Raw genomic sequence first — 12,713 nt, forward strand, 5'->3', positions numbered from 1 at the left:
CCCTTATCATGCTTCCGTTACCGGATTAGTATTTCTTTTTGTACGGAGGTTTACCACCGCCAAATTCGCGTCTTTCACCACCGCTGCGGCTACCACCAGGGCGGCTGCCACCTTCGGAGCTCCAGCTTCTTTTACGCGGACCGTCTTCCCTGCGGGGACCACGATCTCCACCAGTGCGGGGACGTCTGTCGCCATCCTGCGACATTTCTATCCTCACGCTGCGGCCATTGTATTCCACTTTCTTGAAAGCTTCAGTTACTTTAGCCAGTTCTTCGTTCTCTACTTCAAAGAAAGAGTAAACACCTTTCAGATCAATACGACCGATTTTGTTGCCACGTAAGCCGGTGTTATCACACAGGTAGCGGAGCATGTCGCCGCGGTTGAAATCATCTACTGAACCCAGGTTGATGAATAAGCGGGTGAATTTGCCATCGCTTCTGCGTGGTCCTCTGTCTTCTCCAAAGGTACCTGAACGTCTGTCGTCTTTTGCATTCAGATCAGGTGCATCCTGGTAGTATTCCAGGAACTGGTTGAACTCGAGGGAAGCAAAACGTTTGATCAGTTCTTCCTTGGTCATAGACGCAAACTCTTCGTTGATGCGCTCCATGTAAGGCTCTATCTGTTCTTCGTTTACCACAACATTATGTACTTTATGTACCAGGCCAAACAGTTGTTTTTCACAAACTGCGAAACCATCAGGTACTTCAGCTTTTACAAATTTTTTCTGGATAACCCTTTCGATCTGACGGATCTTACCGGTATCGCGGCTGCTGATAATAGCAATAGAGATACCTGATTTACCAGCCCTTCCGGTACGGCCACTTCTGTGGGTGTAGTTTTCTACGTCGTCCGGTAAATCGTAGTTAATAACGTGTGTAACATTATCCACGTCAATACCACGGGCCGCCACATCTGTAGCTACCAGCACCTGTAGTGCTCTTTCGCGGAAACGTTTCATTACTTTATCACGTTGCTGTTGGGTCAGGTCACCGTGCAGAGCGTCTGCATTGTAGCCATCTTTAATCAGGGATTCAGCAATTTCCTGGGATTCAATTTTGGTACGGGTAAAGATGATACCAAAAATTTCAGGGTTAAAATCCACGATACGTTTGAGGGCCGCATATTTCTCACGCGGGCGCACTACGTAGTATTCGTGTTCTATATTAACGTTACCGCTGTTTTTGCTGCCAACGGTCAGTTCAAACGGATCTTCCATGTATTTTTTGGCGATACGGCGAACTTCCTGTGGCATAGTAGCGGAAAACAACCAGGTAGTTTTACCTTCCGGGGTATTAGACAGGATGCTGTTAATATCTTCCTGGAATCCCATATTCAGCATTTCATCTGCTTCATCCAGTACTGCGTAACGTACGTTTTCAAAATTAACGGCGCCACGGTCTATAATATCCAGTAAACGGCCTGGGGTAGCTACAACGATGTGGACACCTCTTTTCAGCTCACGCAATTGCTGTACAATGCTGGAACCGCCATATACCGCTACGATGCTGACATCGCCGAGATATTTACTAAAGTTTTTCAGATCGCTCGTGATCTGAAGACACAGTTCACGGGTAGGACATAAAATCAGTCCCTGTGGTTTATTAATTTTCAGATCCAGTTGCTGCAGCAAAGGCAGGCCAAATGCAGCAGTCTTACCGGTGCCCGTCTGGGCAAGACCTACGAAATCGCGGTCGCCTCCTAACAATACAGGTATTGCCTGTTCCTGGATAGGGGTTGGGGAAACGAAGCCCAGGTCCGTAATTCCCTTTAAGATAGGCTCTTGTAAGCCCAGTGATTCAAATGTAGTCATTGATTTGCATTAATCAAGCTCCGTCGGGAGCTGTGGATATAGCTTCCAGCAGTTAGCTGTTGGCCGTTAGAAATATATTGTTTTAGCTGTTAGCGGTTAGCTTTTAGCTTTTAACCTCGAGCGATAGCTTTCGGCTATTGGAAATCGTTATTGTGTAGCTTTCTGCCTTTAGCTTTCAGCTTTATATCAGCTCTCCTTCGAGGTCGTAGTCGAATGCCTTGGTGATACGAACTTCCACGAAATCGCCTGGTTTCAGGCGTTTGGTAGTGTCGATAATCACTTCATTATCTACTTCCACGGAATCAAACTCGGTGCGGGCGAGGTATCTTCCCGCTTCCTTTTTATCTACTATTACTTTAAACACCTTCCCTACTTTCTCCTGGTTTTTTTCCAGGGAGATTTCCTGTTGTACTTCCATGATCTCCTGCGCTCTTCTCTCTTTTTCTTCCGCCGGGATATTGTCTTCCAGTGCATAAGCGCTGGTACCCTCTTCATGGCTGTAGGTAAACACCCCTACCCGATCAAAGCGCATTCTTTCCAGGAAGCCTTTCAGTTCTTCCACATCATCTTCCGTTTCGCCGGGGAAGCCCGCAATCAGTGTGGTACGTAAACAGATACCCGGCACTTTCGCACGGATGTTATGTACCAGCTCTTCTATTTCCTCGCGGGTAATCTGACGTTTCATTGCCTTCAACATGGCATTGGAAGCATGTTGCAATGGCATATCAATATAGTTGCAGATATTGGGGAATTCATTCATTACATCCAGAATTTCCATCGGGAACTTCGTGGGATAAGCGTAATGGAGACGGATCCACTCCAGTCCTTTCACACCTGCCAGGGCGCGCATCAGGTCGCCAAGGCGGCGTTGCTTATACAGGTCCAGGCCATAATAGGTCAGCTCCTGCGCAATCAGCATAATTTCCTTCACACCGGATTTTACCAGTTTCTCTGCTTCCAGTACCAGCTCTTCTATGGGTTTTGATACGTGAGTGCCACGCATCAACGGAATCGCACAAAATGAACAGGTACGGTTACAACCTTCTGCTATTTTCAGGTAAGCATAGTGAGATGGCGTACTCAGTAATCTTTCGCCAATCAGCTCTGCTTTATAATCTGCATCAAATTTCTTGAGGATCAGGGGCAGTTCCATGGTACCAAACCATGCGTCTACACCTGCTATTTCAGATTCCAGGTCGCCGCGGTAACGCTCGCTCAAACAACCGGTAACATACACTTTGTCCAGTTTGCCACGCTGCTTCAGTTCTACCTGCTCCAGGATGGTATTAATCGATTCTTCTTTGGCCTTGTCAATAAAACCACAGGTGTTCACCACTACAATATTGTGGTCGCGTTTGGCACTTTCATGTACCACATCGATATCATTGGCCACGAGCTGTCCGCTCAGCACCTCTGAATCCACCATATTCTTGGAACAACCAAGCGTAATTATATTAACCTTGTCTTTCTTTAAAGTTTTTGTCTTCAAGCGCGAATTGTTTTTTACAAGCAGTCCAGCATTCTTTGAACTGCTACCGCCACGAAGACACACAGACACTGATTGAATTTAACAGCAGACTTACTGTATGTGACTTGAGTCTTAGTGGGGGTTGAAATAAGGAAGGTGCAAAGGTAGCAAAAAGAATTGATAATTAGAAATTTATGCTAAGTATCTGTTGACTAGCTACTTAGCATAAATTCTGCGGAAGAGGCTAACTTAATTCCTGTAAAGCCTTGTTTGCGCGTTCACGCGCGAGCTTCCTTTTATAATAATACCACCAGGTGGGGGCCATTTTAATCATCAGGTTATTCATGCCTCTGAGGCCTACGAGGTGGTACAGCCCGTTTAATTTGCCCAGGAGGGTAGGGTCCATTGCACGCAGACTCATAGCAAAGCCGCCGTCGAGGTATTCCATATGATGCCAGTAACCAGCCGGCATGAACATGGTATCGCCATGATTCAGAATAGTGGTGTATCCTTTGGCATGTTTCAGTGCCGGAAACTGTTCAAAATCCAGGTTCTCGTGCCAGTTAACAAAATTAGCAGCGCTCTCTACCGTAAAAGGCATGCGATAAATAAACGGCGCCTGTTTGTTTTCCAGCAAGAGCACCCTTTTACGTCCGAGGAACTGGGTATGAAAGATATGAGACAGGTCAATATCGTAGTGCATATGCGCTACCGACCCGGCTCCGCCCACAAATAGCATGGGGTATTTCTTGAGAAATCCTGAAGCCAGCTGATCCGGCCAGGTAAAATCCTCCACCAGTTGCGGTGCGTGTTGAAAGATATTGAAAAGGAAAATGCGGAGGGCTACCGGTCCCCGCTCCACCATACTCAGGTATTCACCAAAAGTAATGTAATCATCTGCTCCGTTCACAAGGGTATTTACGCCGGCGCGTTCATTATTATATACCCCCACTGTCTTGTCACCCACTATTGATTTGAAATAATCCCATGTCCACTTTGAATAAGCCGGCCAGTTTTTGCTAAGGCCCCCTGCTGCGATGATAACAGGTTTACGTGGAAGGTAGTAGTTCTTCTTGAATTCCGCTGGTGTAATATCTTCAACTCGATCTATGTGCTGTACTATCATACTTACGAATTGTTAAAAGGGTACAAAAAGGGAACAATTATTCAAATGTAATAAATGCAGTTTTATTTTATCAAAACAAAGAAACAGGTTGAAAGTTGATGAAAATGGCCGGGCTCCGTACAGGGAGCCCGAACAATGATATTATTTAAAGTAAAATCTTAAATAAGCTTTGTGCCAATTAACAGATATCATTCACAATTAACAGATAATCAGGAGTTTACACTAAACAGTGAGTCTACGAAAGATTCTTTATTAAACACCTGTAAATCCTCCATTTTTTCACCGATACCAATGTATTTAACAGGTATTTTAAACTGGTTGGCGATGGCCAGTACTACCCCGCCTTTAGCGGTGCCATCCAGTTTGGTAATTGCAAGAGCAGTTACTTCGGTGGTAGCGGTAAATTGTTTGGCTTGTTCGAGCGCATTTTGCCCGGTAGAGCCATCAAGCACCAACAATACTTCATGTGGCGCATCCGGAATTACTTTTTTCATGACGCGTTTGATCTTACCTAACTCATCCATCAGGTGGAGTTTGTTATGCAAACGACCGGCTGTATCTATAATAATAACGTCTACTTCTTTTGCAGCGCCACTTTGTACCGTATCAAAAGCAACCGCTCCGGGATCTGAGCCCATCTGCTGCTTTACAATGGGTACGCCTGCCCTTTCGCTCCAGATAGTGAGCTGATCTACCGCTGCGGCACGGAACGTATCCGCAGCCCCCAGCATCACCGATTTACCAGCCTTCTTAAAATTGTATGCCAGCTTCCCGATGGTCGTGGTTTTACCCACCCCATTTACGCCCACCACCATAATGACATAAGGCTTTTTACCAGCCGGCACATCAAAATCACGGAAGCCGCTGTCGGGTGCGTCTACCAGTATAGCTGCAATTTCTTCCTGCAACATCCTGTTCAACTCACTGGTTCCCATGTATTTATCTTTCGCAACACGTTGCTCTATCCGGTCAATGATTTTTACAGTGGTGTCTACGCCAACATCAGCGGAAATCAGGGCATCTTCCAGGTTATCCAGTACTTCCGTATCTACGGTTGATTTCCCCGCAATGGCGCGTCCTATTTTACTCAGGAAGCTCTCTTTGGTTTTTTGTAAACCCTGATCCAGATTCTCCTTCTTCTCCCTGGAAAATAGTTTATTGAAAAAGCTCATAGTTTAGTTTAATTGGGTCGAGACAGCTAGTTGTTAATAGCCGTTAGCCATTAGCTTTTAGCAGTTAGTAAATGCTGTATAGCTTTTAGCCATTAGCTGTTAGCTGTTAGTAAATGCTGCGAAGATAAGCAGTTATCGTCTTTACTGCACTTTTTATTACCAGCCGGGGCTATTGGGCTGTTAGTTAACCTACAAAAAAGCAGTTATCACTTTATCACTTCTATCATCCGCTGCATTAGGCTAACTGTTAAAAGCTATATAACTCCCTCCAACCGCTGCATTAGGCTAACTGCTAAAAGCTAATGGCTAAAAGCTATTCAAGCTATCCCAATACAAAAAGCTGTCCGTTTAACGGGACAGCCTTTCAGTATTATTAGTAAAGCCGAATTACTTTTGGTTCATGTGCTCCTGGATCTTGTCCTTGTGCACGATTGCTTCCTTAAAAGTATAAGCACCGGATTTAGGAGAGCGTACTGCTCTGATAACTTTGGTCCATACTTTTGATTCAGCTGCTGCTTTAGTATCTTTAACTTTCGCGTTTTTAGATGCTACTTTTGCCATTGTATTCTATTGTTTTTATGGTCCAATGGCTAACTGGCAGTATGCGAATACAGCCATTCACCATCAACAATTACTTATTTAATTTCCTTGTGTACAGTAACTTTCCTTAAAATAGGATTGTACTTTTTCAACTCCAGACGCTCAGGAGTATTCTTCTTATTCTTGTTAGAGATGTAACGGGAAGTTCCGGGCTGGCCAGAAGTCTTATGCTCTGTGCACTCCAGAATTACCTGTACTCTATTACCTTTTTTTGCCATTGTGTATTACAAATTAAGTGAGTCTTAGAATTAGATTTCCTGACCAGCTGCACGCAATTCCTTCACAACTGCATACAAACCTCTCTTGTTGATGGTTCTCAAACCGTCAGCAGATACTTTTAATGATATCCATTTGTCTTCTTCTGCCAGGAAAAAACGTTTCTTTTGCAGGTTAGGAAGAAACCTTCTGTTTGTCTTGATGTTGGAGAAGGAAACATGGTGACCCGTAATCGGCTTCTTTCCTGTCACCTGACATACTCTTGCCATGATCTAAAAATTTAGGAATGCAAAAGTCCAATTTTTTTATGGATTTTGCAAATATTATTAAATGAATTTATTCACAAGTACAGTAAAAGCCACCGGTAAAGTGCCTTCCCTTAAGATGCGAACACAATGCAAAATATTGATAATCAAAAGATTATCAGACAAATTTTCATCTGTCTTTTGCCGAAAAATAATTTTACAATAATACAACAAGACTGCGTAAAACAGCACCCAATCTTACCGCCTCCAACACTCTCTGCTGATCCGTTCCATGTTTCAACAAAGCTTCTTCGTGGGAAGTCACACACATTTCACAACCATTCAACGCAGATACCACGAGGCTGAGCAACTCAAAAAATTCTTTTCCCAACACCGGATTTGCCATAATGCTCATCCTGATGCCTGCCGGCGTGGCCGTGTAAAATTCCTTATTCACAAAATGCCTGAAACGATAATACACGTTGTTCGCATTCATGAGGGAAGTACAACTGATCACCTCTGCAATATCCTTATCTCCTGCACCTTCCTGGGTCGCCAGCTTTTCAAAAGCTTCCCGGAGCCCTGCATGCTTCTCATTTACTGCTACTGCCACCCCGATCAGGTAAGCTTCCTTTTTCGACAGGGTAGCCGCCGCCAGTGAATTGGTTACATTGATCTTCAGATCTTTCAGGTAACGCGCATCCACATTTACAAGCGCCTGCAGTTTACCTGATACCTGCTCACCCGTTAATCCAACCGCTTCCAGCAATTGAACCGCCGTATCCTGATTTGTAGTTGCAAACATAATATGTAATTTTTTTATTTTATCATTTTAGTCCGAATATCCGGGGAGATGAATACATCTTCATCTCCCCAAAATATCCGGATAATAAAACGAAAGTATCAGATAAATTAAACAGCCAGCGTAGCTTCACCCTTAGTCCAGTTGCAAGGGCACAGTTCATCTGTTTGCAGCGCATCCAGCACACGCAATACTTCTTTTACGCTACGGCCTACAGACAGATCGTACAGGGAAACCCAACGTACAATACCCTGAGGATCTACAATGTAAGTAGCACGGTAAGCTACCTTTTCATTGGCTTCCAGGATACCCAGCTCAGTGGCAAGGGATTTTGAAGTATCCGCCAGCATAGGGAACTGTAATCCACGCAGATCTTCATGATCTCTTCTCCATGCAGCATGCACAAATTCACTGTCAGTAGAAGCACCGATCAAAACAGCATCACGATCAGCGAAATCCTGCGCATGTTTGTTAAATTCAGCTATTTCAGTAGGACATACAAAAGTGAAGTCTTTAGGCCACCAAAACATTACCATCCACTTGCCTGAGTTTTTCAGTTCTTCAGAAGACAACTCATAAAACTCTTTACCTTTTTCGATAGAAACAACAGCCGTTTTTTTGAATTCGGGAAACTCTGACCCTACGGATAAAATAACATTTTTCATAATAACTATTCTCTTTTTGATTTACAGACTAATGATTTTATTCTTTGACGGCGCAAAGATCACATTACATTCATTAGTAATCAAATAGATTTTAAAAATGTGACATTGAGTTTCTCTATATATAGGATTTTTTACCGCCGGAATACGGGTATTGACCCGTAACGCGCATATAATCAAAAAATTTATTCCAGGGTTAACATTTTTATGCTATTTCTGTAACATTTTGGCACGTTATTTAGTTATATAAGTGGACTTTTTTAATAGCAATAGCATGGAAATGAAAAAAAAATACGTATTACTGGTGGTTATAACGATTGGACTTGCTTTGATTCCGTTTATCAAAAACAGTATCATTAAACACGATGAATTCGACGCTACACGAGATCTGTTCATTTAGTGTTTAGCGGGTCCCATTGACCGTTCCTAAAACTGCCCCAAAGCGGGGTCGGGTTTCCATTGGCTGGCCGGTTCGTAATGCTGCCAGATCGCAAAACCCACCTTCCGCAATAATTGCCATGCCTCATTATCATGGTTCCAACCCTGGTCCTTGTTGTTTTTGGTAATAATACAATATACATAGTCGCCATGAGGCGCATTTACCATGATCACTTCTGAACGTGATTCATCCACCGCACCATTTTTTGACGCGGTGCGAACGTTTGGGGGCACCTGGGTCAGCCCCTGCCCATCCCAATAGTTACGGGTCAGGTTCCGGTACATGCGCTCACTTGCGGCAACACTGATCACCTCCCCTTTATAGATCATCTCCATCAATCGCGCCATTTCACGCGGACTCGTTTGTCCCCATCCGTATTCCGCCCGGTTAGCCTCCCTGCCTTTGGTCCGGGAATTAACCCGTAAATGCTCAAATCCATGCGCCTGCAACCATTGGTTAATCACCACTCCTCCTCCTGCCAGCGACTGCAGCCACAAACTTGCTGTGTTATCGCTCATGGTCAGCATCAGCATCACTACCTTATCCAGGGCAATCTGCTCGCTGTCGCGGAAAGAACCGAGGATATCCTCTCCCTGGTATAATAACGAATCGCGGTAAACCAGGGGTTGCTGGTATTTCAGCTCCCCTTTGGCCAGCTTATCAAAAATACCCACCTGGATCGCGGTTTTAATCATACTCGCCGTAGGAAACGTGGTATCGGCATTTATAGCCACCACACGGTCCTTTTTGAGATGATGGACATATATGCCTGCCTGTCCATGGAAAGATGACAGCAGCGGGGCTAAAACGGCGGCAAGGCGTTTATCGGTTTTCTGGGCAATGGCAGGTAACGCCATTAAGGTCAGTAACCCGAAAAGAGGGAGCTTTTTCATATTACCAAGATAAATAAATAGCAATTATTTTCTTACACCCGAAAACAGGCGCCTGCTAACAAAAAATGCAGCGGAAACCACCCGGGGTGATCTGCGCTGCATAGCATATTAATAATTTTACTCAGGTATTTTCGCTGATGAAATCTTTAAAACTCCGTACACCTATCATCTTTGCAGAAGTATATCCTTCGGCATACTCCACTCCTATCATCTTGCCCAGCATCTTGGCGCGGTAAACGACGCTGTCGAAAAATCCGGCCCCGGAAATGTAGGTTTGCGGCTCATTATCCTTTGGCGCCAGGAACTGGGAACTGAAACTGCGGATAGCATCCAGTTTCCGCTCCATTACGGCGGTGATATCTATTACAAAGTCGGGCTCATGATAACGGTCCTGCAGGAAGTGGAACACCTGCCGCGGACGCCATGCTTCCTGCGGCTGTCCGTCTAATGTGGTTTCTACTTTCCTTAACCCTGCCAGGAAACAGCTGTCGGCTATCAGTTTGCCGGCGCGTCCATGGTCCGGATGACGGTCATCCATGGCATTAGCCAGCACGATATCGGGCCGGAACTTGCGGATGGCAGTAATGATGGCCATCTGCTCCATCGTATCATTCCGGAAGAAACCATCAGCCAGGCCGAGGTTTTCACGAACTTCCAGTCCCATGATCTCTGCCGCCGCCTGCGCTTCCTGCTCCCGGAGTGCAGGAGTACCACGGGTACCCAGCTCTCCGCGCGTAAGATCCACTACTCCCACCTTCAGTCCCTGTTGCGCATGTATCATCAATGTGCCTGCACAGCCCAGTTCTACATCGTCCGGGTGCACAGCTATAGCCAGTATATCCAGTTTCATATGCTGTAAATTGAGGTGCAAAGATGGGAAAATATTTAATCTTCTGAACTGGTGATGACCACCCCGGCCTTCCGGTCCATTACCTGGTACTTATCCTGTACTTCTTTTTCAGAGATGATCCTTACAGAGCGGAATGTTTTACGGTCTATTGTCATCAAACCGGTTTCATTGGTGGGTACAATGGGTTTACCGTTTACGATAAAGTAAAAACTGCTGTCGTTGCCATATTTCTGCAACAGGCTGTCATATGCCGGAGATTCATTGCTCAGCAATGCATTCACCCGTTTACGGGCAAAGGGTTTGGTTTCTATATATACTACGCCGTTGGCTGCCTGGCTGCCATATTTCAGTACTGCTTTAGAGCCTTTGGCAATGGTAATAACACCGATACGGTCCGGGGTTACCTGGCCGATAGCGGTTTGGGTAACCACTACGCTGTCCAGTACATACACAGGGTCGTCGTCTGCTACAGACTGCGCCGCAGCGCCTATTGATATAAACAGTAAGCTGGTAAGTAAGATCCTTGCTTTCATAATAATCCCTTTTTCATGACAGGCGAATATTACGAAGATAGCAGAATTAATTGTAGGCGCGGTAGTGCTGGTACATTTCCAGTTCCTGGACAATCACCTCGATGTCTTTGTCTTCCTGCTTGTCGTATTCACTCTTCAGGTTTCCGCCAAAAAAGAAGGCGACGGTTTGCCATACGCGGGCATTGAATCCGCCTTTGAGCTCCTTGATAATTTCAAAGCAGTTCTGACCAGTTTCGCGATCGATCAGTTTCATGAGTACTTTACCCTGGTATACGGAGAGATTTTCCAGTTTATCGCCAAATTGGGCTTTCAGTTCTTTTTCTTTGGTAGCCAGGAAAGCTTTGCGTTCCCTTTTGTTCATGTTAACCATGCTGCTGTTCACATCTTTCAGCACTTTGGCAGCAGACCTGGCATAAGGATAAGTTACGTATACAGCATTACGCAGGCGGCTCCAGCGCTCGCGTTCCTTACGCAGCGCTTTCGGCATTTTCTCTACCACATCAAATATCGCCAGGGTGATCACGGGGATGGTGTCGTGGCCTACAACGATGGCATGCAGCGGAATTACGTCCGCACCATGCGCCTCCTGCGCCATCGCACCTGTATGACAGAGGGATATGCCCAATACCATGAAAACCAAAACGATGATCTGTTTAAAACAAAGCCGCATAGATAAGTTAACGTTGCTTAGATATAGAATGTTATCACAAGTTAAAAAAGTTTTGAGACTTGAAGATAACTAAATCCTGCTACCGGACCGGCGTCATTTTTAACGTGTTGACAGCGAAATCATTGATCGCTTTTTCCACTGCCGGGAGGTCGTGACCGGTGAGTGCCGAACCCATTACATGCGCCCCTGCTCCGGGAATGGGCAACGCCACCTTTTGTGTTTCGGAGGTCCCCAGTTCCTGCTGCATAAACAGGATAGCGGAAACTTTCACAGTGGGATCCTGGTGTTCTTCATCTTTATAATAATATAAATTCAACACTGGCTGATGTATTTTTTCAAACGTTTGGGTGGTCATCGTTGATTCCAGCAGGCTTTCCAGCTGTACCACCGCTTCCAGACGGTATTGATTATTCCAGTACTTTGCCCGCTGCGGATCCTGGTCATTGGTTTTCCTGAAATCCCCTTTGCTGACCAGCCTGGCCAGCTGCAGGCCCCAGGGATTATTGGCCAGGAAGGCGAGCCGGTCGTTGATAGCCACATTGGGCGACATATTGATCAGGGCATACACATCATTGGGATAAGCGGCGGCCAGTTGTAATGCCAGCGTACCACCGGTGGAGGTACTTAACAGGATCACCTTGTCGCCCAACGCTTTGCCTATACTCAGTGCTTCCTCCGCGTCTTTCCATAAACCTTCAGCAGTCATATTTAACAGGGGATCCGAGGTATCAATACCGTGTCCGTCCAGCCTCGATAAATAAAGGTTACAGCCAAAACGCTTTGCAAAATTGCGATGTACAGGATTGCCTTCTTCCTGGCTGGCGGAGAAACCATGCAGGTATACCACGGCATAAGGTGTTTTCTGATGGGTGGAATCATTCCATACTATGCGGGCCTCATTATCAGGCTTCAGCCGGTGTTTTGCCTCCTTTGCCTGTATATAATCCTCTAATGCCGCCCCTGCCGCTGGTACTGCCGGCAGCGCGTGATTATACACCGGATCCGCCGGTTTGGGGCCCAGGAGGTATACCACTGAAAGCGTGGCTATAACGATAAGGGATATACGCAACCACCTACGCATCGCAAGAATATTTAATAAACTAAATGTAGATAAGAATTCTGAGACGTGCTACACATCGGGGTTAATTTATAAAGAAAAAACGCTAAAAGCCGAAAGCAAAAAGCTATCGAAGAGAATGAAGAACAGATAAGTGGTCTGTAGTCATC

14 protein-coding genes are annotated in these 12,713 nt (G+C 45.4%); all 14 read right to left on the reverse strand.

Annotated features, from left to right (window positions below; genetic code table 11):
- Positions 1-25 precede the first annotated feature (25 nt).
- The gene (locus tag KE626_RS17195; protein ID WP_211974167.1) at positions 26-1,810 is read right to left on the reverse strand and encodes a DEAD/DEAH box helicase; all 1,785 of its coding nucleotides are present in this window, start codon (positions 1,808-1,810) and stop codon (positions 26-28) included.
- A 181-nt stretch (positions 1,811-1,991) separates the two neighbouring features.
- Complete coding sequence (gene rimO, locus KE626_RS17200; protein ID WP_211974168.1) at positions 1,992-3,299, reverse strand: 30S ribosomal protein S12 methylthiotransferase RimO; 1,308 nt, start codon at positions 3,297-3,299, stop codon at positions 1,992-1,994.
- 223 nt (positions 3,300-3,522) lie between these two features.
- Positions 3,523-4,404 carry a cupin-like domain-containing protein gene (locus KE626_RS17205; RefSeq protein WP_211974169.1) on the reverse strand — a complete coding sequence of 294 codons (882 nt, stop codon included), beginning with the start codon at positions 4,402-4,404 and terminating at the stop codon, positions 3,523-3,525.
- A gap of 209 nt (positions 4,405-4,613) precedes the next feature.
- Positions 4,614-5,576, reverse strand: a complete 963-nt coding sequence (ftsY, locus tag KE626_RS17210) for a signal recognition particle-docking protein FtsY (RefSeq protein WP_211974170.1) — start codon at positions 5,574-5,576, stop codon at positions 4,614-4,616.
- Between the two features lie 387 nt (positions 5,577-5,963).
- Positions 5,964-6,137, reverse strand: a complete 174-nt coding sequence (locus KE626_RS17215; RefSeq protein WP_211974171.1) for a DUF4295 family protein — start codon at positions 6,135-6,137, stop codon at positions 5,964-5,966.
- Positions 6,138-6,211: 74 nt separating this feature from the next.
- Positions 6,212-6,394, reverse strand: coding sequence for a 50S ribosomal protein L33 (gene rpmG, locus KE626_RS17220; RefSeq protein WP_089896023.1), 183 nt, complete (start codon positions 6,392-6,394; stop codon positions 6,212-6,214).
- A gap of 30 nt (positions 6,395-6,424) precedes the next feature.
- The gene (rpmB, locus tag KE626_RS17225; RefSeq protein WP_089759466.1) at positions 6,425-6,661 is read right to left on the reverse strand and encodes a 50S ribosomal protein L28; all 237 of its coding nucleotides are present in this window, start codon (positions 6,659-6,661) and stop codon (positions 6,425-6,427) included.
- A gap of 193 nt (positions 6,662-6,854) precedes the next feature.
- On the reverse strand, positions 6,855-7,442 hold the full coding sequence (locus tag KE626_RS17230) for a carboxymuconolactone decarboxylase family protein (RefSeq protein ID WP_211974172.1): 588 nt from the start codon (positions 7,440-7,442) through the stop codon (positions 6,855-6,857).
- Between the two features lie 107 nt (positions 7,443-7,549).
- The gene (locus KE626_RS17235) at positions 7,550-8,104 is read right to left on the reverse strand and encodes a peroxiredoxin (protein WP_211974173.1); all 555 of its coding nucleotides are present in this window, start codon (positions 8,102-8,104) and stop codon (positions 7,550-7,552) included.
- A gap of 423 nt (positions 8,105-8,527) precedes the next feature.
- A complete protein-coding gene (locus KE626_RS17240; protein ID WP_211974174.1) occupies positions 8,528-9,433 on the reverse strand; it encodes a serine hydrolase in 906 nt (301 codons plus the stop codon).
- 121 nt (positions 9,434-9,554) lie between these two features.
- Entirely contained in the window at positions 9,555-10,283 is a 729-nt protein-coding gene (gene bshB1 / locus KE626_RS17245) for a bacillithiol biosynthesis deacetylase BshB1 (RefSeq protein WP_211974175.1), read from the reverse strand.
- A 35-nt stretch (positions 10,284-10,318) separates the two neighbouring features.
- The gene (locus KE626_RS17250) at positions 10,319-10,816 is read right to left on the reverse strand and encodes a hypothetical protein (protein ID WP_211974176.1); all 498 of its coding nucleotides are present in this window, start codon (positions 10,814-10,816) and stop codon (positions 10,319-10,321) included.
- 46 nt (positions 10,817-10,862) lie between these two features.
- Positions 10,863-11,447: a DUF4294 domain-containing protein gene (locus tag KE626_RS17255; RefSeq protein WP_211974400.1), complete on the reverse strand. Its 585-nt coding sequence runs from the start codon at positions 11,445-11,447 to the stop codon at positions 10,863-10,865.
- A 118-nt stretch (positions 11,448-11,565) separates the two neighbouring features.
- Entirely contained in the window at positions 11,566-12,567 is a 1,002-nt protein-coding gene (locus tag KE626_RS17260) for an alpha/beta hydrolase (RefSeq protein ID WP_211974177.1), read from the reverse strand.
- Between the last annotated feature and the right edge of the window lie 146 nt (positions 12,568-12,713).

Source organism: Chitinophaga hostae, from assembly GCF_018224885.1.
In the GTDB taxonomy this organism is placed as follows: domain Bacteria; phylum Bacteroidota; class Bacteroidia; order Chitinophagales; family Chitinophagaceae; genus Chitinophaga; species Chitinophaga hostae.

Bases quoted from the DNA above. Each gene is read 5' to 3' on its own strand.
- rpmB (WP_089759466.1), bottom strand. From the start codon at position 6,661: ATGGCAAGAGTATGTCAGGTGACAGGAAAGAAGCCGATTACGGGTCAC.
- KE626_RS17260 (WP_211974177.1), bottom strand. From the start codon at position 12,567: ATGCGTAGGTGGTTGCGTATATCCCTTATCGTTATAGCCACGCTTTCA.
- KE626_RS17250 (WP_211974176.1), bottom strand. From the start codon at position 10,816: ATGAAAGCAAGGATCTTACTTACCAGCTTACTGTTTATATCAATAGGC.
- KE626_RS17230 (WP_211974172.1), bottom strand. From the start codon at position 7,442: ATGTTTGCAACTACAAATCAGGATACGGCGGTTCAATTGCTGGAAGCG.
- KE626_RS17235 (WP_211974173.1), bottom strand. From the start codon at position 8,104: ATGAAAAATGTTATTTTATCCGTAGGGTCAGAGTTTCCCGAATTCAAA.
- bshB1 (WP_211974175.1), bottom strand. From the start codon at position 10,283: ATGAAACTGGATATACTGGCTATAGCTGTGCACCCGGACGATGTAGAA.
- KE626_RS17240 (WP_211974174.1), bottom strand. From the start codon at position 9,433: ATGAAAAAGCTCCCTCTTTTCGGGTTACTGACCTTAATGGCGTTACCT.
- KE626_RS17195 (WP_211974167.1), bottom strand. From the start codon at position 1,810: ATGACTACATTTGAATCACTGGGCTTACAAGAGCCTATCTTAAAGGGA.
- ftsY (WP_211974170.1), bottom strand. From the start codon at position 5,576: ATGAGCTTTTTCAATAAACTATTTTCCAGGGAGAAGAAGGAGAATCTG.
- KE626_RS17255 (WP_211974400.1), bottom strand. From the start codon at position 11,447: ATGGTATTGGGCATATCCCTCTGTCATACAGGTGCGATGGCGCAGGAG.
- KE626_RS17205 (WP_211974169.1), bottom strand. From the start codon at position 4,404: ATGATAGTACAGCACATAGATCGAGTTGAAGATATTACACCAGCGGAA.
- rpmG (WP_089896023.1), bottom strand. From the start codon at position 6,394: ATGGCAAAAAAAGGTAATAGAGTACAGGTAATTCTGGAGTGCACAGAG.
- KE626_RS17215 (WP_211974171.1), bottom strand. From the start codon at position 6,137: ATGGCAAAAGTAGCATCTAAAAACGCGAAAGTTAAAGATACTAAAGCA.